The sequence below is a fragment of the Streptomyces sp. NPDC058576 genome, from assembly GCF_042718715.1.
In the GTDB taxonomy this organism is placed as follows: domain Bacteria; phylum Actinomycetota; class Actinomycetes; order Streptomycetales; family Streptomycetaceae; genus Streptomyces.
Genome location: NZ_JBHXPF010000052.1, coordinates 23,258 through 45,516, shown reverse-complemented (window position 1 = coordinate 45,516; position 22,259 = coordinate 23,258). Strand labels below are relative to the sequence as shown.

The following is a 22,259-nucleotide window of genomic DNA, read 5'->3' as shown; positions in this document are numbered from 1 at the left end:
TTAAGGGCTTAGGAGACCGCTTCTTCCAGGCGGTCCGCCTGCTTGTCCTTGAGCGGGCCGATGACCGAGAGCGAGGGGCGGTGGGTGAGGAGCTCGCCCGCCACCTCCCGTACGTCGTCGGGGGTGACCTCCGCGATGCGCGCGAGCATGTCGTCGACCGACATCTGCTCGCCCCAGCACAGCTCGCTCTTGCCGATACGGTTCATCAGCGCGCCGGTGTCCTCCAGGCCGAGCACGGTGGACCCGGAGAGCTGCCCGATGGCGCGGGTGATCTCGTCGTCGTCCAGGCCGTGGGTGGCGACCCGGTCCAGTTCGTCGCGGCAGATCTTCAGGACGTCGTGGACCTGGCTGGGCCGGCAGCCCGCGTAGACGCCGAAGAGGCCGCAGTCGGCGAAGCCCGAGGTGTACGAGTACACGCTGTAGGCCAGGCCGCGCTTCTCCCGTACCTCCTGGAAGAGGCGGGAACTCATGCCGCCGCCGAGGGCGGTGTTCAGGACGCCGAGGGCCCAGCGGCGGTCGTCGGTGCGGGCGAGGCCGGGCATGCCGAGGACCACGTGGGCCTGCTCGGTCTTGCGGTTCAGCAGCTCGACCTGGCCGGCGGTGCGCAGGGTGCGGGAGCCCTCGCGGGGCGCCACGGGAACGGCGTCGTGGCGGGCGAGAGCGCCGGCGCGGTCGAAGGCCTTGCGGACCTGGCGTACGACCGTGGCGTGGTCGACGTTGCCCGCGGCGGCGACGACGAGGTGCGTGGGGTCGTAGTGCTTCTTGTAGAAGCGGGCGATCTGGCCGCGGTTCAGCGCGTTGATCGTGTCGACGGTGCCGAGGACCGGGCGGCCGAGGGGGGTGTCGCCGAGCATGGTGTGCGCGAACAGGTCGTGCACGCAGTCGCCCGGGTCGTCCTCGGTCATCGCGATCTCTTCGAGGATGACGCCGCGCTCGGCGTCGACGTCCTCGGGGGCGATCAGCGAGCCGGTCAGCATGTCGCAGACGACGTCGATGGCCAGCGGCAGGTCGGTGTCCAGGACCCGCGCGTAGTAGCAGGTGTACTCCTTCGCCGTGAAGGCGTTCATCTCTCCGCCGACCGCGTCGATCGCGGAGGAGATGTCGAGGGCGGAGCGCTTGGCGGTGCCCTTGAAGAGGAGGTGTTCGAGGTAGTGGGTCGCGCCGTTCAGGGTGGGCGTCTCGTCGCGGGAACCGACGTTGGCCCAGATGCCGAAGGTGGCGGACCGGACGGAGGGCAGGGTCTCGGTGACGATCCGCAGACCGCCGGGGAGGACGGTCCGGCGGACCGTGCCGATGCCGTTGCTGCCCTGGAGAAGCGTTTGGGTACGGGCGACGGCCCGCGCCTTGGAGGAGGCGCGGGCCGTCGTCGCGGAACTACGGGACGTCACTTGTCGGTGTCGTCCTTCTTCTCGTCCTCTTCGCCCTCGATGACGGGGATGAGGGAGAGCTTGCCGCGGGAGTCGATCTCGGCGATCTCGACCTGGACCTTGGCGCCGACGCCGAGCACGTCCTCGACGTTCTCCACGCGCTTGCCACCGGCGAGCTTGCGGATCTGCGAGATGTGCAGCAGGCCGTCCTTGCCCGGCATGAGCGAGACGAACGCACCGAAGGTGGTGGTCTTGACGACCGTACCCAGGTAGCGCTCGCCGACCTCCGGCATGGTCGGGTTGGCGATCGCGTTGATCGTGGCGCGGGCGGCCTCGGCCTGCGAGCCCTGCTGGGCACCGATGTAGATGGTGCCGTCGTCCTCGATCGTGATGTCGGCGCCGGTGTCCTCCTGGATCTGGTTGATCATCTTGCCCTTGGGGCCGATGACCTCACCGATCTTGTCCACCGGGATCTTGACGGTGATGATCCGGGGGGCGTTCGGGGACATCTCGTCCGGGACGTCGATGGCCTCGTTCATGACGTCCAGGATGTGCAGACGCGCGTCACGGGCCTGCTTCAGCGCGGCGGCCAGGACCGAGGCGGGGATGCCGTCGAGCTTGGTGTCGAGCTGGAGCGCGGTCACGAACTGCTTGGTGCCGGCGACCTTGAAGTCCATGTCGCCGAAGGCGTCCTCCGCACCGAGGATGTCGGTGAGGGCGACGTAGTGGGTCTTGCCGTCGATCTCCTGCGAGATCAGGCCCATGGCGATGCCGGCGACGGCGGCCTTGAGGGGCACACCGGCGTTCAGCAGCGACATGGTGGAGGCGCAGACCGAGCCCATGGACGTCGAGCCGTTGGAGCCCAGCGCCTCGGAGACCTGGCGGATCGCGTAGGGGAACTCCTCGCGCGTCGGGAGGACCGGCACGATGGCGCGCTCGGCGAGCGCGCCGTGGCCGATCTCGCGGCGCTTGGGCGAGCCCACGCGGCCGGTCTCGCCGACGGAGTACGGCGGGAAGTTGTAGTTGTGCATGTAGCGCTTGCGGGTCACCGGGGAAAGGGTGTCCAGCTGCTGCTCCATCCGGAGCATGTTGAGGGTGGTGACGCCCAGGATCTGGGTCTCGCCACGCTCGAACAGCGCCGAGCCGTGCACGCGCGGGATGGCCTCGACCTCGGCGGCGAGCGTACGGATGTCCGTGACGCCACGGCCGTCGATGCGGACCTTGTCCTTGATGACGCGCTCGCGGACCAGCTTCTTGGTCAGCGAGCGGTACGCGGCGGAGATCTCCTTCTCGCGGCCCTCGAAGGCCGGGAGAAGCTTCTCGGCGGCGATCTCCTTGACGCGGTCCAGCTCGGCCTCGCGGTCCTGCTTGCCGGCGATGGTGAGCGCCTGCGTCAGCTCGGAGGTGACGGCGGTCGCGAGCGCCTCGAAGACGTCGTCCTGGTAGTCCAGGAAGACCGGGAACTCGCCGACCGGCTTGGCGGCCTTGGAGGCGAGGTCCGACTGGGCCTTGCAGAGCGCCTTGATGAAGGGCTTCGCGGCGTCCAGACCGGCGGCGACGATCTCCTCGGTGGGAGCCTCGGCGCCGTCCTTGACGAGCTGGATGGTCTTCTCGGTGGCCTCGGCCTCGACCATCATGATCGCGACGTCGCCGTCCTCCAGGACGCGACCGGCGACGACCATGTCGAAGACGGCGTCCTCGAGCTCGGTGTGCGTCGGGAACGCGACCCACTGGCCCTTGATCAGGGCGACGCGGGTGGCGCCGATCGGGCCGGAGAAGGGCAGGCCCGCCAGGATGGTGGAGCAGGAGGCGGCGTTGATCGCGACCACGTCGTACAGGTGGTCGGGGTTGAGCGCCATGATCGTCTCGACGATCTGGATCTCGTTGCGCAGGCCCTTCTTGAAGGAGGGGCGCAGCGGGCGGTCGATGAGGCGGCAGGTGAGGATCGCGTCCTCGGAGGGCCGGCCCTCGCGGCGGAAGAAGGAGCCGGGGATCTTGCCGGCCGCGTACTGCCGCTCCTCGACGTCCACCGTGAGGGGGAAGAAGTCGAGGTTGTCCTTGGGCCGCTTGGAAGCGGTGGTGGCCGACAGCACCATGGTGTCGTCGTCCAGGTACGCGACGGCGGAGCCGGCGGCCTGCTTGGCCAGGCGGCCCGTCTCGAAGCGGATGGTGCGGGTGCCGAAGGTTCCGTTGTCGATAACGGCCTCGGCGTAGTGGGTCTCGTTCTCCACTAGTGATTTCTCCATACTCGTCGTCTTTCGTCCTCTCGCCCGTGTGGCGGGGGACGGTGCGGGAGAGGCGCACTGTGGATGCGGGCCGGTCTTCGATCGAAGCTCCCGGGCATGTTCCCGGGGGCCACTACCGAGGACCGGCGGCGGCGTCGTCGCGCCTCTCCCTCGTTCCTGCGGGTCGCGCGTGTTCGTCGCGCGGGTGTTGCGGGTCGTGCGGGTGTCGCTGGACCCAGGTTACTGAGCTTGACACCGGTCGTGCACGTACGGCAAAGGGAGCGGTCCCCTCAAACGCGGGAACCGCTCCCTCTCCACAGCGTCCTTACTTGGCGCCGCCGGCCGCGCCACGGCGGATGCCGAGGCGGTCGACGAGCGCACGGAAGCGCTGGATGTCCTTCTTGGCCAGGTACTGCAGGAGGCGGCGACGCTGGCCGACCAGGATCAGCAGACCACGACGGGAGTGGTGGTCGTGCTTGTGCGTCTTGAGGTGCTCCGTCAGGTCCGAGATCCGGCGGGAGAGCATGGCGACCTGGACCTCGGGGGATCCGGTGTCACCCTCCTTCTGGGCGAACTCGGACATGATCTGCTTCTTCGTAGCGGCGTCGAGCGGCACGCGTACTCCTCTTGGTGTTCGAAGCGCCCACGAGTGCCCCTGGTCTTGATCTCAGGGGAGCTTCCGTGACTCGGAGGCGAAGGTCCGATGAGCGCAGCCCCCAGGATGATCCGAGGACGCGTACACAAACGGCCACTGGTGAGAGTACCAGCCATTCAGGTCACGGCCCGCCGCCGGCGGGGCGCCCCCGCCCCGGTCAGCTGGTGAGGGCCCGGGCCCGGACGAAGACGTCGAGGACCGCCAGGCAGAGCGGGACCAGCGAGAGCAGCACCGCGCTCTCGGTCAGGTCGAGGAGGCGGCCCCAGAACGGCGAGAGCCCCTTGCGCGGGATGACCAGGCCGATCGCGGTGAGCAGGGCGGCTCCGGCGGCGACGGCGGCGGAGAGCCAGATCGTACGGATGTCCAGAGCGCCGCGGTCGCCGTAGCGGACCAGCTCGTACAGGAGGTCCGTCGGCGGGTTCAGGGAGAGGCCGAGGACGAGGAGCCCGATGGCCCCGATGCCGGCCACCAGGACGCAGGCGACCTGGGAGGTGTAGCGGAAGAGGCGGGCGCGCAGCAGCATCGCGAGGCCCGCGGCCAGGGCGAGGATCTGGCCCCAGATGTTGTCGGAGAAGCCGAGGACGGCGGCCGAGCCGACGACCACGGCCGCGCAGCCGCCGACGAGGCCGAGGAGCATCTCGTGGCCGCGGCGGGCCTGGGCGGCGATGCGGTCGGCGTCGACGGGCTCCGGGTCGCCTTCGGGAGTGTCCGGGTCCGTGTCGTCGTAGCCGCCCGGGGCGGTGCGCGGCGAGGCGTAGCCGATGGGCAGGCGCGCGAAGCGTGCGGAGAGGCCGGGCAGGAAGGCGACCAGGCCGAGAGCGACCGGGGCGCAGACGGCGGCGGTCTCGGTGGCGGATGCCTCGGTGAGGATCGCGACGAAGGTGGCCAGCATGCCGACGGTGGCCAGGAAGGTCGACGCGACGAAGGGCGCGTCGCCGCTGGGGGTCAGGGCGACCAGGACCACCGAAGCGACCAGCACGGCGACGCAGCCGAGCAGGAACTGCAGCCGGCCCGGTCCCTGGCCGGCGTCCGGGCCGATGATGCCGGAGCCGGCGATGAGGACGAGCGGGAGGGCGCCGAGGCCGAGGGCGACGGCGGTGGAGCGGTCGCCGTAGACCCGGGCGCGCACTCCGGCGAAGGCGGTGAGGAGCAGTCCGGCGGATCCCGCGATGATGCCGGGCAGGCTGTGCATGTCGTGGCGCACCGGGTCGGCGAACCAGATCACGAAGGCCATGAGGACGAGCAGCAGGACGCCGCCGACCAGGCCCGCGCCGCGCAGGAGTTCGTCGCTCCACAGGTGGCGGTCGCGGGTGACGGCGGAGGCGACGGCGTCGGAGACGTCGTCGAAGACCGCGGGCGGCAGCGACTGGCCGAAGGGGCGCAGGCTGAGGATCTCGCCGTCGAGGACCTGCTGGACGCCGAGGGTGCGGGCGCCGTCGAGAACCGTTCCGTCACGGCGGACGAGGTGGTAGCCGGTGGGTGTTCCGGCGGCCTGGGTCTGGCCCGTGAGACGCAGGATCTCGGGGTAGACGTCGGCGACGGCGATGTCCTCGGGCAGGGCGACGTCGATCCGGCTGTCGGGTGCCACGACGGTGACGCGGCAAAAGCCCGTCGCTGCGGTCGTACTCACGTGTCTGGTCCCCCTGATTCGCGGTTGCGCACGGTGCGCGCGCCACCCTACCGGGAGGGGGCCGGGTGGCCTGCAAGTAGGATCGCCGTCGCGCGGACGGAAGTTGTGCGCGCACGCAGCCACGGGGGCGTCGGTGCGGATCAAGACCGGCTTTCCGCCCGTCCGTATCGAGGGATTGATGTTCCGGTGAGCCAGATCGTCGTGAAACGACCTCCGCGGTCCCTGCCGCCGGAAGTACCGGCGGACGAGTTGACGTTGGAGCCGCCTCCGGAGCTGCCGCGCGGGCAGCAGGAGGGCATGCTGATGCAGATCCTTCCGGTGCTCGGCATGGGTTCGTCGGTGGTTTTCTTCTTCTCGCCGCAGGCTCCTCCGTTCATGCGGATCATGGGCGTTCTGATGCTCGTCTCGACGGTCGGCATGGTGGTTGCCCAGCTTGTCCGGTATCGCCGCGGTACGCAGGGGGAAATGGCAGATGTCCGCCGTGACTACCTCAAGTACCTGGCGCAGACGCGGCGCACGGTCCGGCGCACGGCGCGCAAGCAGCGCGATGTGCAGTTGTATCTGCATCCGTCGCCGGAGCAGTTGTGGTCGGTGGTGGCGGAGGGCTCCCGGCTGTGGGAGCGGCGCGTGGGTGACAAGGACTTCGCGCAGGTGCGGATCGGTCTCGGCGCGCAGCAGCTGTCGACGCCGCTGGTCGCTCCGGACACCGCGCCGGTGGACGAGCTGGAGCCGATGTGCGCCGGTGCGATGCAGAGGTTCCTGGCGGTGCACGGTTCGCTGGACGGGCTGCCGATGGCGGTCTCGATGCGGGCCTTCTACCACGTGACAGTCTCCGGTCATCCGGAGGCGGCGCAGTCCACGGCGCGTTCGATGGTGGCCCAGCTGGTGACGCTGCACTCCCCCGAGGACCTGATGGTCGCGGTGGTGGCGGCCCCGAACGCGGTGGAGCGCTGGGACTGGACGAAGTGGCTGCCGCACGCGCAGGTGCCGGGCGAGATCGACGGGGCCGGTACGAAGCGGCTGTTCGGCGACGACCTCGGCGAGCTGGAGCAGCTGATGGCGAGCCGTCTGGAGGGCCGGCCGCGGTTCGGGCGGGAGAGTCAGCCGGTGCTGGACCAGCCGCACATCGTGGTGGTCCTGGACGGCGGGATGGTGCCGCCGGACTCGCTGTTCGCGGCGGCGGAGGGGCTGCAGGGCGTGACCATCGTCGAGGTGGTCTCCGGGGATCTGGACGAGCAGCGCGGCGGTCTGTCGGTGGTGGTGCGGCCGGGGCTGCTGCGGCTGGAGTCGGGTGCGGGTCTGGCGTACGAGGGAGTGCCGGACACGATGTCGCTGCCGGCCGCCGAGGGGCTGGCGAGGCAGTTGGCGCCGCTGCGGACGGGCGGGGGCGACGACGACGAACCGCTGCTGGCGAACCTGGACTTCACGGATCTGCTGAATCTGGGGGACGCCGGTTCGGTCGATGTGGCGCGTACCTGGCGGCCCCGGTCGGTGTCGGAGCGGCTGCGGGTGCCGATCGGGATCGGCGAGGGCGGTGCGCCGGTGATGCTGGACCTCAAGGAGGCCGCGCAGGAGGGCATGGGGCCGCACGGGCTGTGTGTCGGCGCGACGGGTTCCGGCAAGTCGGAGCTGCTGCGGACGCTGGTGCTGGGTCTTGCGGTGACGCACTCGTCGGAGACGCTGAACTTCGTGCTCGCGGACTTCAAGGGTGGCGCGACGTTCGCCGGGATGTCGCAGATGCCGCACGTGGCGGCGGTCATCACGAACCTGGCGGACGACCTGACGCTGGTGGACCGGATGGGCGACGCGATCCGCGGTGAGCTGCAGCGGCGGCAGGAGCTGCTGCGGTCGGCGGGCAACTACGCCAACATCCACGACTACGAGAAGGCGCGGGCCGCGGGCGCGGCGCTGGAGCCGCTGGCCTCGCTGGTGCTGGTGATCGACGAGTTCTCCGAACTCCTCACCGCCAAGCCGGACTTCATCGACATGTTCATCCAGATCGGCCGGATCGGGCGTTCGCTGGGTGTGCATCTGCTGCTGGCCTCGCAGCGTCTCGAGGAGGGCAAGCTGCGCGGTCTGGACACCTATCTGTCGTACCGGATCGGTCTGCGGACCTTCTCGGCGTCGGAGTCGCGTACGGCGCTGGGTGTGCCGGACGCGTACCACCTGCCGTCGGTGCCGGGCTCCGGCTATCTCAAGTTCGGTACGGACGAGATGACCCGCTTCAAGGCGGCGTACGTGTCGGGGACGTACCGCACGGGCGGCGCGGATCTGTCGGTGGGGCAGTTGTCGGTCGACCGGCGGCCCGCGGTGTTCTCGGCCGCGCCGGTCCCGGTGGTGTACCGGACGCCGGATCCCGAGCTGCTGGCCGCGGAGGCGGCGCGGGCGCGGGCGGAGGACGACGCGCTGGCGGACACGGTGCTCGATGTGATCGTGCGGCGGCTGGAGGGCCAGGGGGTGCCGGCGCATCAGGTGTGGCTGCCGCCGCTGGACCGGGCGCCGACCCTGGACCAGTTGCTGCCGGGGCTCGCGCCGACGACGGACCGCGGGTTCACCTCGACCGAGTACACGCGTCCGGGCGGGCTGATCGTGCCGCTGGGGCTGATCGACAAGCCGTTCGAGCAACGGCGTGAGCTGCTGTACCGGGACTTCTCCGGTGCGGCCGGCCACCTGCTGATCGTGGGCGGTCCGCAGTCCGGCAAGTCGACGCTGGCGCGTGCGCTGATCTCGTCGTTCGCGCTCACGCACACCCCGGACGAGGTGCAGTTCTACGGGCTGGACTTCGGTGGTGGCGGCATGGTCTCGCTGGAGGGGCTGCCGCATGTCGGCGGAATGGCCTCGCGACTGGATCCCGAGCGGGTGCGCCGTACGGTCGCCGAGGTCTCGGGGATCCTGAACCGGCGCGAGGAGTTCTTCCGCGCCAACTCCATCGACTCCATGAACACCTATCGGCGCAGGCGTGCCCGGGGTGAGCTGCCCGGCGAGGCGTGGGGCGACATGTTCCTGGTCATCGACGGCTGGAGCGCGTTCCGGACCGAGTACGAGATGCTGGAGGAGGTCGTCACCGACCTCGCCTCGCGCGGCCTCGGGTACGGCATCCACCTGGTCGCCACGGCGGCCCGGTACATGGAGATGCGCGCGGCGCTGAAGGACCAGATGCTGGGCCGGCTCGAACTGCGACTCGGCGACACGATGGACTCCGAGTTCGACCGCAAGGTCGCGGCGAACGTCCCCGCGGGGGTGCCGGGCCGCGGTCAGGTGCCGGAGAAGCTGCACTTCATGGGTGCGCTGCCGCGTATCGACTCGGTCAGCGACCCGGCGGACCTGTCGGAGGGCACGGAGGCGTTCGTCGCCACGGTGCAGGCCAACTGGTCGGGCCGGTCGGCACCCGCCGTACGGCTGCTGCCGCGCAGGCTGGACGCGGATCAGCTGCCCAAGGGGTTCGAGTTCCCGGAGCGGGGCATCGCGATCGGCATCGACGAGACGGCGCTGGAGCCGGTGTTCGTCGACTTCGAGACGGATCCGTTCTTCCTGATCTTCGGCGACAGCGAGTCGGGGAAGACGAACCTGCTGCGGCTGATCGCCAAGCAGATCGCGGAGCGCTACTCCTCCGACGAGGCGAAGCTGGTCGTCGGCGACTACCGCCGGGCGTTGCTGGGCGCGCTGCCGGAGGAGTACGTACTGGAGTACGCGCCGATGGCGAGCTCGATGCAGATGCACATGGAGGCGCTGGCGGGGGTGTTCTCCCGGCGGCAGCCGCCGGCGGACGTGACGCCGCAGCAGCTGCGCGACCGCAGCTGGTGGACGGGTCCGCAGATCTTCATCATCGTGGACGACTACGACCTGGTGGCGACGAACGCGGGCAACCCGCTGGCGGCACTCGCGGAGTACCTGCCGTTCGCCCGGGACACCGGGGTGCGGTTCATCATCGCGCGCAGCTCCGCGGGTGCGTCGCGAGCGATGTACGAGGGGTTCATGCAGCGCATCAAGGAGCTGGGTGCGCAGGGTGTGGTGCTGTCCGGCGACCCGAGCGAGGGCGAGCTCATCGGCCCGGTCCGCGGCCACGCGATGCCGCCGGGGCGCGGCTACTTCGCCTCGCGGCGGCGCGGGGCGCCGATGGTGCAGATCGGACGGCTTCCGGAACAGCGCTGAGAGAACGCGAGCGGGCACGCTCGTACGGGTGATCAGTGCCGTGTCCGTGGACCGGCGGAGTCACGGGCCCGGTCATCGGGCCCGTGGCCGAACCCCGGACCGCTTCCCGGCGCACGGGGATAATCTTCAACGGGGCGACGAGCAAGCTCCCGCAGCGCGAGAGAGAGGCAACTGATGGGCACCCAGCAGGAGAAGGACGAGCTGTACGCACTCGACATCTCGGGGGTGGAGTGGCTCAGCGCCCCGGGGACGGAGGAGGCGGAGGAGCGGGTGGAGATCGCTCATCTGCCGGGTGGAGCCGTGGCGATGCGTTCCTCGCTGGATCCGGGCACCGTGCTGCGCTACACGGAGGCCGAGTGGACCGCCTTCGTGCTGGGGGCGCGGGACGGCGAGTTCGACCTGAAGTAGCGTTGCGGCACGCGAGAGGGGCACGCTCACGGTGGAGCGTGCCCCTCTCGGCCGTCCGCACGCGGTGGTGCGGAGGGTGGTTCAGAACGCCTCGGTGAACAGGCGCGAGGACTTGACGTCCGTGGAGCGGTAGCTGTCCTTGCCGTTCTCGATGATCTTCGCGACCACCTCGAGGCGCGCGTGCATGTCGTCGGCACGCTTCTTGTACTTGCCCTGGAGGACGACGTACTCGGCGTGCGCCTCACCGTCCCAGGTGCCGGTGACGACCTTGAGGGCGGCGTCCATCTCGTTCAGGTCGTGGGTAATGTTCTTCGAGACCTGGCGGATGCGGTTCGCCATCTCCTGGACGCTTGAGTAACTGACCTTGGTGTTGCTCGGATCCCCGGCCATCGGTGTTCTCCCGTGTGTGCGGTGGTGTGAGTGTGGTGGGACGGCTCAGATGCCGTTGAGCGCGGAGCTGTTCTTGGCCTTGTTGAACGCCGCGTAGACCTCTTCGTCATTGGCGTTGCTGAGGTTCTTGGTCTCGCCCACGGCGTCCATGAGCACCTGGAGAAGGCGCCGGATGACGTCGTGGTCCTCGTTGACCTTGATCTGCGCGGACGTGAATCCCGCGGCTCCGACACCCGTCCAGCCCGCGCCGGCGGTGGCGAGGATGTCGGCGAGTTCCCGGGACTGCCGGGACACGGCGTTGGCCGTCTCGATGATCTTGTTCTTCGCTTCGATGATCTTGTCGTCGGCCAGTCCGAAGTTGGCCGAGGGGTTGGGCGTACTCATCCGAGGTCCTCTCTCTCACGTTCCGGTCCTGCCCGCGCGACGCGGACAGGCTCTCTGTCCCCCGTGTGATCCGGATCAGGAGGTGGGGATCAGGCAGGTCCCTGAGGTGCGTGGTGGTGTTCCCACACCCCGGACGTCGGACTCAACCACTTCTCGTTCCCCCGTCACACACGTGAAGTCTGCTACTACCCTAGCCACTTCGTCAGCTGACCCCAACTGCGGTTTATCGGGAGAGAGCTACCTCACCCGGCGAACCTCTCCACGCAAACCACGTCGTCGCCGGACATCGCGGACGACGGTCGCGGTGCCCGCCACGACGGAGACGAGTACGGCGGCGAGGGCGAGCGCGTAGGTGGCGTAGCGCTCGCTGCGCTCCTGCGACGTCTCGGACATGGCCAGGTGGGCGGGCTCGGGGGCGGGGGGCTTCGGCATGGGCGGATCGGGCTTCGGTGCGGGCTGCGGGACGTCGTCCTTGTCGCCCGCGAGGGCGCGCACGGGGTCGACGACGCCCCATCCGACGAATGCGTCATGGCCGGTGATGGAGCGTTCGGCGGTCTGCTCGATCCGCGCGATGATCTCGGCGGGCTTCCAGGTCGGGTACTTGGCGACGAGGAGGGCGGCCACTCCGGCGACGTACGGGGCGGAGAAGCTGGTGCCGTTGTCGCTGCACTGTCCGAAGCCCGGCACGGTGGAGATGATGTCGACGCCCGGTGCGGCGACTCCGACGAACTCGCCGGCCTGCGAGAAGGCGGCCCGCTCGTTGTTGCGGTCGGAGGAGGCGACGGCGAGGACTCCGTCGAAGGCCGCCGGATAGGTCTTCTTCTGCCGGCCGTCCACGCCGTCGTTGCCCGCGGACGCGACGACCACGATGTCCGCCTGGATCGCCCGTGCCACGGCCCTGCCGAGCGGCGAGTCGGCGGTCAGCGGTTTGGTGGTGTCCTGCGAGATGTTGATGACGTCGGCCTTCTTGGCGATCGCGTGGTCGATCGCCGTGGCCATGGTGGTGTCCTTGCCGCTGTTCTTCTCGTCGTTCTGCCGGATCGGGATGATGGTGGCCTCAGGAGCCAGGCCGACGAATCCGGTGCCTTTGGCGGGCCGTGCGGCGATGATGCCGGCGACCTTCGTGCCGTGGCCGATCGCGTCGCCGGTGCCGTCCCGCTTGCCGCCCTTGAGGAGGTTGCGTCCGGCACTCGTGTCGACCGCCGGTTTGAGCTGCGGGTTGACGTTGTCGACGCCGGTGTCGATGACCGCGACCCGGACGCCCTTGCCCTTGGTGTCCTGCCACAGCTCGTCGAGCAGGACGCGCTGGAGCGACCAGGGCCGTCCCTCGAACTGCTTCTTCATCGGAAAGGAGCACTCGCCGCTGCCGTCGATCCCGAGGCCCCCGGCACCGGTGTCTTCGGCGGCGTAGGCGGCGTGCGGCGCGGCCAGGACCGCCAGGGCGGCGGCCGCCACCATGGGCAGCCGTGCGGTCATCCGGTCCAACATCTTTTCCTATCCCCCGAGTTGTACGTTTCCACGCGTCCGGCTCGTCGGCCGGTCAGGAGCCCTGCGGCTGGCGGGCGCTGTTGGTGTCGAGTCGCGGACCCTTGGACAGCCAGTCCGACCACTCGATCGGGACGAGCGGCGGTGTCACCTTCTCGTAGCCGAGGCGGATCTGGGCCTGGCTGGGCTCGGGCCGGCCGTCCTGGGTCTGCTGGCCTCCGGCGCCGATGTCGGAGCGCTCGGCGTCGCTGTCGCCGTTGGCCTGCACGGCGTACCGCAGTCCGGTGTCGGTGACCAGGAACAGCGAGCCGTCCGGCCGGGTCTGGCCGGTCCGCGTCTGCGTGTAGAGGAGACCGCTGCCCGGAGTGACGTAGGTGCTGGTGCCGCCGGCGTTGATGTCGGCCGGATAGGCGGTGCCGGCCCACGTGGTCAGCGTGGTGCGACCACGTTCGTCGACCTTGGTGAGCACATTGCAGACGGTGTCCCGACTGCCCTCGCCACCGGCCGAGTTGACCTGCTTCGCCTTCCGCTCCGGCCAGCGCTCGCCCTGTCCGGCGAACGTCGAGCCGTCCGGGACGAAGTCCTGGAGGCCGACCGCGCGGGCCTCGCTGTTGAGGTTCAGCTGGGCGGTCTGCGGCGAGTTGATGAGCAGCCAGGCGGTGAACTCGGAGATCGGCTGGACCTTGCCCGCCAGGACCACGTAGTGCTGAGTGCCTTCTCCGGTTCGGGTCTTGAGCACCATGCCGATCTTGTTCTCCTCGGCGGAGAGCTGTCCTTGGACGCCGGCCGGCTCACCGATGGCACCGGGAATCTGCGGGAAGGCCAGCGGACTGCCTTCGTGGAGGGTCGCGAGCCAGTCGTCGGTGACGGGTTGCGGCGTGCGGCTGCCGACGAGCGCGTTGGTGAGGATGCCGTTGCCGTCGGCGGTCTCGTTCACCAGGTACTTGGTGCCGGTCGCGTCGACGAGATAGCGGGCCTTGCCCTTCTGGCCCTGGACGTAGAGCACCTGACCGCCGCTGAGCTGCTTCTTGCCCTCGGTGAGCTTGTCGTCGCGGCCCGCGAAGACGAAGGCCGCCTTCTGCACGGTGTTGCCCTTGCCACCCGGCTGTACGCAGACGGCCCAGCGCTTGGCGGTGCCCGCGTCGGACGACTCCGGCAGCCGGTCCGGCGCGTACGGAATGCCGAGGATCGGGCCGCGCGGCGGCTTGCCGGCGTCCAGGATGTTGTCGGCGACCTGGATGACGCCGAACTCCTGCGGAGTGAGCAGGAGCCGGGCCGAGGCGAGGTTGAGGACGGGGTGGAGGAGGTTCTTGCGGTCCTTGCCCTTGCCGGTCGGAAGCACCACGTAACGCGTGGTGGACTTCTTGCCGACGATCACCTTGGAGCCGGCCTTGTCCCAGTCCTTGGGGGCGGTGGGCTTGAACATGCCCCAGGCGCCGAATCCCGCCAGCACGAGCGCACCGACGATCAGGCTGGGAACGACGGCGCGCAGCGGCCGCGGAGCGCCTTCCTCGGTACCGGTGGCCGACGGTTGGAGGAATGAGGCGACCGTGCGCTTCTTCGCAAAGGTGTACGCGTTGAGCTCGTCCCGCCGTGATGCCATGAGTCTGTCTGTCTCCCGTGTCTCCCCGCGCGGCCGGGAAGCGGGCGATGCCGTCGCTCCCGTGCCGGACCCCGGATGCCGGATCCTGCTGCCGGACCGGCCCCTACTATGCCTGCTGACGCCGGGCCCCGGTGGGCCGGGTAGGGTGATCCAGCCCCCAAGCCCCCGGCGGGGCAGGGGCGATCGGGTTGACTTGGGGCCTTACGAACGGGGGAATGCCGGAATGATGGCTTCCGCAACGCGGACACGTCAGGCCGGGCACAGGGCCTCTCCGGAGGCCCGGGGAGCAGGGGGGCAGCCGGCCGGACGCCGGGGTTCCCGCTCCGCCGCCCGGGGCTCGTCGGGCACTCCAGCCGGGACCGGCGGAGGGGCCGCCCCACGGCTGAGCGGACGTGTCGGACAGTTCGGCCTGTTCCGATTGCAACAGCTCGTACTCATCGAAATCGCCGTCGGCCTGCTGCTCACCGCCTGGGTGATCGATCCGCTGATGCTCGCCCCGGCCGGGGTGATCGCGGCGGTGCTGGTGCTGCTGGCCGTCGTCCGCAGGCACCGCCGGTCGCTGCCGGAGTGGCTGAGTACGGTCATCGCGCTGCGGGCCCGGACCCGACGGGCGGCCGCGTTGACGCTGCCGCCGGACACCGAGCCGGGGCTCGCGCCGGCCGTCGAGTGCGATCCGGCGCTGCGCACGCGTTCCTTCAGCGACGGTGACCGTCGGCCGGTCGGGATCATCGGCGACGGCACGTTCGTCACGACGGTCGTCCAGGTCGAGTCGGACGCCACCGCTCTGCGGCCCGACCGCTCGGCCCATCCGCTGCCGTTGACCCTGATCCGGGACGTGCTGGAGGTCGACGGCATCCGGCTGGAGTCCGCGCAGGTCGTCCAGCACACCCAGCCCGCTCCCGCACCGCACCTCCCGCCGCAGTCCGTGGCGGCGCGCAACTACGTGCCGTTGCAGGCCCAGACCGGTTCCCCGGCGCTGCGGATCACCTGGATCGCCCTGAAGGTCGACCCGGAGCTGTGCCCGGAGGCCGTGGAGGCACGCGGCGGCGGCATCGTCGGCGCCCAGAAGTGCGCGGTTCGGGTGGCGGACCAGCTGGCGAGCCGGCTCACCGGCGCGGGATTCCGGGCGACGGTGCTCACCGAGCAGGAGCTGACGTCCGCCATCGCCACATCGGCGTGCGTCAGCCCGATGGCGATGACGCACGCCAGCCGCGCCGAGACGCCCGGCCGCCGGACCGAGGAGACGGCGCGCACCTGGCGCTGCGACGACCGGCGGCACACCACCTACTGGGTGGCGCGCTGGCCGCAGTTGGGCGGCGGCGGTGCGTCGATGCCGCAGCTCGTGGCGCTGCTCACCTCGCTCCCGGCGCTGGCCACCACCTTCAGCCTGACGCTCGCGCAGGGCGACCGCTCCGAGGTCTCGGTCACCGGCCACGTCCGGATCACCGGCCGCAGTGACGAAGAACTCGTCGCCGCACGGCATGAGTTGGAACGCACCGCACGCGGTGTGAAGACGGCCCTGGTGCGACTGGACCGCGAGCAGCTGCCCGGCGTCCTCGCCACGCTGCCGCTGGGCGGAACCCGCTGATGCCGAGGGCGAGGAAGACCGAGAAGAAGGCGAAGAGGCACGCGGTCATGGTCACCGGGACGTACGGGAGCAGGTACTGATGTCCACTCCGACGAGGCCCGCCCAGGCGGGCAGCCGCGCCCGGCGCGGTTTCGGGCTGATCGGTCCCCGCCGCGGCCGCCACGCGGTCTCCCTCGACGAGCTGGCCTCGCTGGGACTGCCGATCGGCGACGACGGCACGGTGATCGGGGTCGACGCCGAGGGCCGTCCCGCGGTCCTCGGCATCAACCGGCCCACCCCGTACGAGGTGACCCTGATCGGCGGCGTCTGGACCGCGCAGGTCCTGGCGCTGCGCGCCGCCGCGACCGGGGCCCGGATCGCGGTGGAGACGGGCCGGGCCCAGGCCTGGACCTCGCTCGCGCAGGCGGCGGGCGGCGGGCAGCCGTGCGTCTCGCTGCACGACGTCGGCCGGGTGCCGCCGCAGGGTGCTTCCGCCGGTTCGCCGGTGGTCGTGATCCGCGACTGCGGGATGCGGCCGCCGCGCGGCCGGGTGGTGTCGGGGCCGTGGCAGTCCGTCGTGACGCTGCTCCCCTATCTCAGCCCGGTGGCTCCGCGACTGATGAAGAAGTCGGCGCTGGTCGGCGTCCAGCGGGTCTCTCCGGACGAGGCGGCGCAGATCGGCCGCATCATGAACCTCTCGCCCGCCGAGGCCCAGGCGCTGTCCACCTTGGCCGACGGCGTCACCCTGTGGTGCGCGGACCGGGACCGCCAGTTCGTGATGACCCAGGCCACGGACGCCGAATCCGGGCTGCTGGGCGCCGCGCGCCGGATGGACTGAGCGGGCGCGGGCCTGCGCTCCGGCCTGGCGGCGCTCGCCCCTGTCACGGTCGACTTGTGCGGGTCCTGTGGGGAACTTTGCACACGCGTGCCGCTCTTGGCCCGTTCTCGTACCGTTCCCTGTCCGCTCCTGGTCGGCCCGGTGACGTAACGGACCGGTTGAGCGATGCAGAACGCCCTGCCTGAGTTCACCGGATGGCGATTAGGGTGGGTGGGGCGCGGCAGAGGAAACCTGCGAGCAGGTGATGCGCGTCGCAAGGGGGAGAGCCGGGCGGACCGGTACATCGGGAACGGTCGCCCCCACCCACCACGGCACAAGGGTGCTCGACCACATCAGGAGGCAAAGTGAACGGCGATCGGGACGAGATCCGCGACGGATGGGACCTGCCCGTCGACGAGTCGTCCGACGCGGATCCCGCCGAGATGACGGGTGAGTTCACCATCGACTACACCCCTCCCGCCTGGTACACACAGAACGCGGCGGGGGACTCGTCGGGGGGAGCGGGCTCGCACCTGGCGCCCCCTCCGCCGCCGGTCGGGGCGCCCGTGGCCGCGCCGGACCTGTCGGCGGCGCCCGGCGGCTTCGATCCCAACTGGGCGCCGGCGCCGGCCGAGCCGGTCGCCCCCGCGGTTCCGGAGGCCCCGGTCTCCCCCGCCGCACCGCAGACTCCGCACGCACAGACCCCGCACGCACAGGCTCCGGCCGCGCCGACTCCGGCCGCCCCCACCGCTTCGGCCGCCGAGACCGAGGATGCCCGTCCGTTCGGCGGCGGTGATGTGGAGAGCGGCGCGACGATGCGGTTCTCGCCCGCCGCGCTGAAGCGGGAGATCGCGGAGCGCGAGGCGGAAGCCGCGGCCGGTGCCGGGCCCGCCGCCCAGGCCGGTTCCGAGTCCGGTTCCGGGGGTGCCGCGGACGGTGCGGCCGACGCCGGGGCGAAGGACAAGAGGAAGGCCGACGCCGGTACGGACTCCGAGGACGCGTCCCCGTCCGGTACGTCCTCCGCGTCGGCCGCCGCCCTTCCCTCGCTCGGCGACACCGGCTCCGCGGCCGCCTCCCGTACGGAGGTGAGCGCCGCGGGTTCCGAGGACAGCGACGCGGCAGGAGCGAGCACCGACGAGGACCCGGGGCCCGCTGACGCAGCCGCCGCCGATGCCGAGGCCCATCCGGGCGCGGGCGCGCAGGACGCCGTGCCGCAGGACGCGGGTCCCCAGGACGTGCCGCCGCCCGCCGCCGACGCCCCGCAGGCCGCCGCCGCACCGGTGCCGTGGTCGCCGCCCGCGCAGGGCGGCGCGCTGCCGCCCCTGCCGCCCGCCTTCCAGCCGGCCGCTCCGGCGCCCTCCGCGCCGCAGCCCGCGGCGCAGTGGCCCGGTGCCGCCCCGGCGAACGAGGCGCCCGGAGGCTACGGCTTCCCGCAGGCGGCCCAGGCGCCCCACGCCCCTCAGGCACCGCAGGCACCGCAGGCACCTCAGGCACCGCACCAGCAGCAGCCGTTCCCCGGTCAGCCCGGTCACCCGGGCCCCGGCCCGAGCGCGCCCCTGCCGCCGCAGGCCCACCCCCAGGCCCCCCAGGGCGCGGGCGGTTACGGCTTCCCGCCGCAGGACGGTTACGGCTTCCCGCCGCAAGGCGGTTACGGCTTCCCGCAGACCGGTCAGCCGGGCCAGCAGGGTCAGCACGGGCAGGCGCCCCAGCAGCAGGGGCACCCCGGGCAGGCGCCCCACGCGCCGCAGCCGCACGCGCCGTTCCCTGCCCAGGGCACCCCGAATCTCCCCGCGCCCGTCGCCCCGCAGCAGCCGGAGGCGTACGGGCAGCAGCCCCCGGCACAGGGCCAGCCCCAGGGCCAGATGCATCAGCAGCAGCCCGTCGACCCGCGTACGGGCGCCGCCTGGCCCACCCCGGTCGCGCACGACCAGCGCGAGCGGTCGGTGCCCGGCGCCCCGCTCGGGTACACCGCGGCCGTCGAGCTCTCCTCCGACCGGCTGGTGCGGGGCAAGCAGAAGGCCAAGAGCAGCCGTCATCCCTCCGCCGCCTCCCGGTTCAAGCTGGGCGGCAAGAAGGAGGAGGCCGAGCGGCTGCGCAAGCTGGAGCTGATCCGCACCCCGGTGCTGTCCTGCTACCGGATCGCCGTCATCAGCCTCAAGGGCGGCGTGGGCAAGACCACCACGACCACCGCCCTCGGTTCGACGCTGGCCACCGAGCGGCAGGACAAGATCCTCGCCATCGACGCCAACCCGGACGCGGGCACGCTGGGCCGACGGGTGCGCCGCGAGACCGGGGCGACCATCCGCGACCTGGTCCAGGCGATCCCGTACCTCAACTCGTACATGGACATCCGTCGGTTCACCTCGCAGGCGTCCTCCGGTCTGGAGATCATCGCCAACGACGTGGACCCCGCCGTCTCGACGACGTTCAACGACGAGGACTACCGGCGGGCGATCGAGGTGCTCGGCAAGCAGTACCCGATCATCCTCACCGACTCGGGCACCGGCCTGCTCTACAGCGCGATGCGCGGGGTGCTGGACCTCGCCGACCAGCTGATCATCATCTCGACGCCCTCGGTCGACGGCGCGTCCAGCGCCTCCACGACGCTGGACTGGCTCTCGGCGCACGGCTACGCCGACCTGGTGCAGCGTTCGCTCACCGTCATCTCCGGTGTCCGCGAGACCGGCAAGATGATCAAGGTGGACGACATCGTCCAGCACTTCGAGACGCGCTGCCGCGGCGTCGTCGTCGTGCCGTTCGACGAGCACCTGGCGGCGGGCGCCGAGGTCGACCTCGACATGATGCGGCCCAAGACCCGCGAGGCGTACTTCCACCTCTCGGCGCTGGTGGCCGAGGACTTCTCGCGGGCCCAGCAGCAGCAGGGACTGTGGACGGGGGACGGCCAGAACCCGCCGCCGCAGTACGCCCCGCCGCTGCCCGGCCAGCAGGGCTACCCGGGACCGGGCCAGCAGGTACCGGGCCAGCCGATGCCGGGCCAGCCCCTGCCGGGACAGCAGGGCGGCCCCGGCCAGCAGGCCCCCGGTCACCCCGGCCAGCAGATCCCCGGGCAGCAGCCGTACGCGCCGCAACAGCCCGGCCCCGGCCGGCCCTACCCGCAGCAGGCCCCGCAGCAGCAGCACCCCGGGCAGCCGCACCAGACGCAGCAGCCGTACGCGGGACAGCAGCCCTACGGCGGACAGCCGCCGTACGGGGGATATCAGACGGCCGGTCAGCCGGGGGCGCCCCAGGCCCCCTATCCGCCGCAGGCGGCCCCGGGCGGACCGCAGCACGGCTGGCAGCAGTCGCCTCCCCCGCAGCCCGGGCCGGGTACGCCCGGGGCCGGCGTGCCGCAGCAGGCGCAGCCGGAGCAGCAGGGCGGCCAGGCCAACCCGGCAGGCCAGCCCGATCTGCAGGGGCCGGTGCCGCCCGCCGGCTGGCAGCAGTCGCCTCCGCAGCCGCCGCCGGCGCCCCGGCAGTAGGACCGGCCGCAGGGCCGCCGACACGGCGGAAGTGGTTTAGACCAATGAGGGCTCGCATCGCTCACGCGGTGCGAGCCCTTCCGCATTCCCGCAGCCCACACACGGTTTGACACACCGTTGACGAGGCTCGACCACCGCTGATAAACCTTCGCTTCACCAACTGGCGAACCAGAGATCTGCCCGCCTTCTTCAGCGAGTGATGACGCGAGGTCCCCGTCCATGGTCACAAGAGTTCCCCACCACTCCTTCCGGCCACGCCGACGCCTGCGCCTCCTGCTGGCTTCCGGCGCGGCCGCCCTGGCGCTCACCGCCGGTTCCGTGGTGCCCGGCAATCTGCTCGCCCCCGCGCCCTCCGAGGCCCGCGCCGACGACGGGAAGACGACGCTCACGGTCGCCGTCGCGCAGAGCGTCGACTCCCTCAGCCCGTTCCTGGCGCAGCGGCTGGTCAGCACGAGCATCCACCGGCTGATGTACGACTACCTCACCAACTACGACGCCAAGGACAACAAGGCGATCCCGGGCCTGGCCACGAAGTGGGAGCCCTCGGCCGACAAGCTGACGTGGACCTACACGATCCGCCCGGACTCGAAGTGGTCCGACGGGCAGCAGGCCACCGCCGAGGACGCCGCCTGGACGTTCAACAAGATGATGACCGACGAGGGCGCCGCGACCTCCAACGGCAGCTTCGTCGGCAACTTCGAGGAGGTGACCGCGCCCAGCAAGGAGCAGCTGGTCATCAAGTTGAAGGAGCCGCAGGCCACGATGGCCGCACTCGACGTGCCGATCGTCCCGAAGCACGTCTGGGAGAAGGTCGGCGACTTCTCGAAGTTCAACAACGACAAGGACTTCCCCGTCGTGGGGAACGGTCCGTTCATCCTGACGGACTACAAGGTCGACAGCTATGTGAAGCTGAAGGCCAACAAGGACTTCTGGCGCGGGTCGCCCAAGTTCGACGAGCTGGTCTTCCGCTACTACAAGGACCAGGACGCGGCCGTGGCCGCCCTGCGCAAGGGTGAGGTCTCCTTCGTCGCGGGCAGCCCCAGCCTGACCCCCGCCCAGTCCGCCTCGCTGGAGAACGCCCCGGACATCAAGGTGAACGACGCGCCGGGCCGCCGCTTCTTCGCGCTCGCCGTCAACCCGGGAGCCCGCACCAAGGACGGTCAGAAGTTCGGCGACGGGCACCCGGCGCTGCTGGACCAGAAGGTGCGGCACGCGCTGTTCATGGCGGTCGACCGCAAGACCATCATCGACAAGGTCTTCCAGGGTCACGCCGTCGAGGGCGAGGGCTACATCCCGCCGCGCTTCGCCGACTACTTCTGGAAGCCGGCGGACGGTCAGAAGCTCGCCTACGACCCGAAGAAGGCCGCCACCCTCCTCGACGAGGCCGGGTACGAGAAGAACGGCCAGGGCAAGCGCGTCGGCAAGGACGGCAAGCCGCTGGACTTCCGTATCCTCTGCCACGCCACCGACCCCAACGACAAGGCGATCGGCAAGTACCTCCAGGAGTGGTGGGGCGAGCAGGGCATCGGGCTGAAGGTCGACTGTCTCGACAACGTTTCCGACCCCTGGTACGCCGGTGAGTACGACCTCGCCTTCGACGGCTGGTCCGTCAACCCCGACCCCGACTTCGTCCTCTCCATCCACACCTGTGCCGCGCTGCCGACGAAGGCGAAGGAGACGGCCGCGACCGACAACTTCATCTGCGACAAGCAGTACGACGAGCTCTACAAGAAGCAACTGGCGGAGTACGACCCCGCCAAGCGGGCGGATCTGGTCAGGCAACTGGAGTCGCGGCTGTACGACACCGGGTACATGAACGTCATGGCGTACCCGAATGCCGTCGAGGCCTACCGCACCGACCACATCGCGTCCATCACCACCATGCCGTCGGCCGCGGGCAACATCTACGGCCAGGACGGCTACTGGAGCTGGTGGTCGGCGGCCCCGGCCGCCGGGGCCTCCTCGTCCGGTTCCTCCGACTCCGGTGGGTCCTCCACCGGGGTGCTCATCGGGGTCGGGATCGCCGTCGTCGTCCTCGCCGGTGGCGGACTGCTGTTCGCCATGCGTCGCCGCTCCACCGCGGAAGACCGTGAATAG

Annotated in this window: 14 protein-coding genes; 6 read left to right on the top strand and 8 right to left on the bottom strand. The window is 70.8% G+C overall.

From position 1 onward, the window contains the following. Positions 1 to 8: 8 nt before the first annotated feature. The 4 genes from ACFWRV_RS28470 to eccD form a co-directional block, all read right to left on the bottom strand. The gene (locus ACFWRV_RS28470; RefSeq protein ID WP_384338587.1) at positions 9 to 1,388 is read right to left on the bottom strand and encodes a M16 family metallopeptidase; all 1,380 of its coding nucleotides are present in this window, start codon (positions 1,386 to 1,388) and stop codon (positions 9 to 11) included. Further along, the gene (locus tag ACFWRV_RS28465; protein WP_384338594.1) at positions 1,385 to 3,598 is read right to left on the bottom strand and encodes a polyribonucleotide nucleotidyltransferase; all 2,214 of its coding nucleotides are present in this window, start codon (positions 3,596 to 3,598) and stop codon (positions 1,385 to 1,387) included. The genes ACFWRV_RS28470 and ACFWRV_RS28465 overlap by 4 nt, the downstream gene beginning before the upstream one ends. A 319-nt stretch (positions 3,599 to 3,917) precedes the next feature. Next, complete coding sequence (gene rpsO / locus ACFWRV_RS28460; protein WP_003965855.1) at positions 3,918 to 4,208, bottom strand: 30S ribosomal protein S15; 291 nt, start codon at positions 4,206 to 4,208, stop codon at positions 3,918 to 3,920. 196 nt (positions 4,209 to 4,404) lie between these two features. Next, positions 4,405 to 5,877, bottom strand: coding sequence for a type VII secretion integral membrane protein EccD (eccD, locus tag ACFWRV_RS28455; protein WP_384338586.1), 1,473 nt, complete (start codon positions 5,875 to 5,877; stop codon positions 4,405 to 4,407). 186 nt (positions 5,878 to 6,063) lie between these two features. On the opposite strand from eccD, the gene eccCa reads away from it, so the two are divergent. Both eccCa and ACFWRV_RS28445 read left to right on the top strand, forming a co-directional pair. Further along, positions 6,064 to 10,029 carry a type VII secretion protein EccCa gene (gene eccCa / locus ACFWRV_RS28450; protein ID WP_384338585.1) on the top strand — a complete coding sequence of 1,322 codons (3,966 nt, stop codon included), beginning with the start codon at positions 6,064 to 6,066 and terminating at the stop codon, positions 10,027 to 10,029. Positions 10,030 to 10,203: 174 nt separating this feature from the next. Beyond that, a complete protein-coding gene (locus ACFWRV_RS28445; protein WP_384338584.1) occupies positions 10,204 to 10,437 on the top strand; it encodes a DUF397 domain-containing protein in 234 nt (77 codons plus the stop codon). Positions 10,438 to 10,518: 81 nt separating this feature from the next. Here ACFWRV_RS28445 and ACFWRV_RS28440 read toward each other — a convergent pair whose 3' ends face one another. The 4 genes from ACFWRV_RS28440 to eccB form a co-directional block, all read right to left on the bottom strand. Further along, positions 10,519 to 10,827, bottom strand: a complete 309-nt coding sequence (locus tag ACFWRV_RS28440) for a WXG100 family type VII secretion target (RefSeq protein ID WP_384338583.1) — start codon at positions 10,825 to 10,827, stop codon at positions 10,519 to 10,521. Between the two features lie 45 nt (positions 10,828 to 10,872). Continuing rightward, complete coding sequence (locus ACFWRV_RS28435; RefSeq protein ID WP_384338582.1) at positions 10,873 to 11,211, bottom strand: hypothetical protein; 339 nt, start codon at positions 11,209 to 11,211, stop codon at positions 10,873 to 10,875. 237 nt (positions 11,212 to 11,448) lie between these two features. Then, the gene (gene mycP / locus ACFWRV_RS28430; protein WP_384338581.1) at positions 11,449 to 12,699 is read right to left on the bottom strand and encodes a type VII secretion-associated serine protease mycosin; all 1,251 of its coding nucleotides are present in this window, start codon (positions 12,697 to 12,699) and stop codon (positions 11,449 to 11,451) included. Between the two features lie 52 nt (positions 12,700 to 12,751). After that, positions 12,752 to 14,299, bottom strand: coding sequence for a type VII secretion protein EccB (gene eccB, locus ACFWRV_RS28425; RefSeq protein WP_384338580.1), 1,548 nt, complete (start codon positions 14,297 to 14,299; stop codon positions 12,752 to 12,754). 226 nt (positions 14,300 to 14,525) lie between these two features. Between eccB and eccE the strand changes: the two genes are divergently transcribed. The 4 genes from eccE (at position 14,526) to ACFWRV_RS28405 (ending at position 22,259) form a co-directional block, all read left to right on the top strand. After that, complete coding sequence (gene eccE / locus ACFWRV_RS28420) at positions 14,526 to 15,887, top strand: type VII secretion protein EccE (protein ID WP_384338579.1); 1,362 nt, start codon at positions 14,526 to 14,528, stop codon at positions 15,885 to 15,887. 79 nt (positions 15,888 to 15,966) lie between these two features. Beyond that, the gene (locus tag ACFWRV_RS28415) at positions 15,967 to 16,704 is read left to right on the top strand and encodes a hypothetical protein (RefSeq protein WP_384338578.1); all 738 of its coding nucleotides are present in this window, start codon (positions 15,967 to 15,969) and stop codon (positions 16,702 to 16,704) included. A gap of 344 nt (positions 16,705 to 17,048) precedes the next feature. After that, the gene (locus ACFWRV_RS28410) at positions 17,049 to 20,162 is read left to right on the top strand and encodes an SCO5717 family growth-regulating ATPase (RefSeq protein WP_384338577.1); all 3,114 of its coding nucleotides are present in this window, start codon (positions 17,049 to 17,051) and stop codon (positions 20,160 to 20,162) included. Between the two features lie 219 nt (positions 20,163 to 20,381). Then, positions 20,382 to 22,259: an ABC transporter substrate-binding protein gene (locus ACFWRV_RS28405; RefSeq protein WP_384338576.1), complete on the top strand. Its 1,878-nt coding sequence runs from the start codon at positions 20,382 to 20,384 to the stop codon at positions 22,257 to 22,259.

Coding starts and splice junctions, on each gene's coding strand:
- ACFWRV_RS28440 (WP_384338583.1), bottom strand. CDS start 10,827: ATGGCCGGGGATCCGAGCAACACCAAGGTCAGTTACTCAAGCGTCCAG.
- ACFWRV_RS28445 (WP_384338584.1), top strand. CDS start 10,204: ATGGGCACCCAGCAGGAGAAGGACGAGCTGTACGCACTCGACATCTCG.
- mycP (WP_384338581.1), bottom strand. CDS start 12,699: ATGTTGGACCGGATGACCGCACGGCTGCCCATGGTGGCGGCCGCCGCC.
- eccB (WP_384338580.1), bottom strand. CDS start 14,299: ATGGCATCACGGCGGGACGAGCTCAACGCGTACACCTTTGCGAAGAAG.
- eccE (WP_384338579.1), top strand. CDS start 14,526: ATGGCTTCCGCAACGCGGACACGTCAGGCCGGGCACAGGGCCTCTCCG.
- ACFWRV_RS28405 (WP_384338576.1), top strand. CDS start 20,382: ATGGTCACAAGAGTTCCCCACCACTCCTTCCGGCCACGCCGACGCCTG.
- ACFWRV_RS28435 (WP_384338582.1), bottom strand. CDS start 11,211: ATGAGTACGCCCAACCCCTCGGCCAACTTCGGACTGGCCGACGACAAG.
- ACFWRV_RS28415 (WP_384338578.1), top strand. CDS start 15,967: ATGTCCACTCCGACGAGGCCCGCCCAGGCGGGCAGCCGCGCCCGGCGC.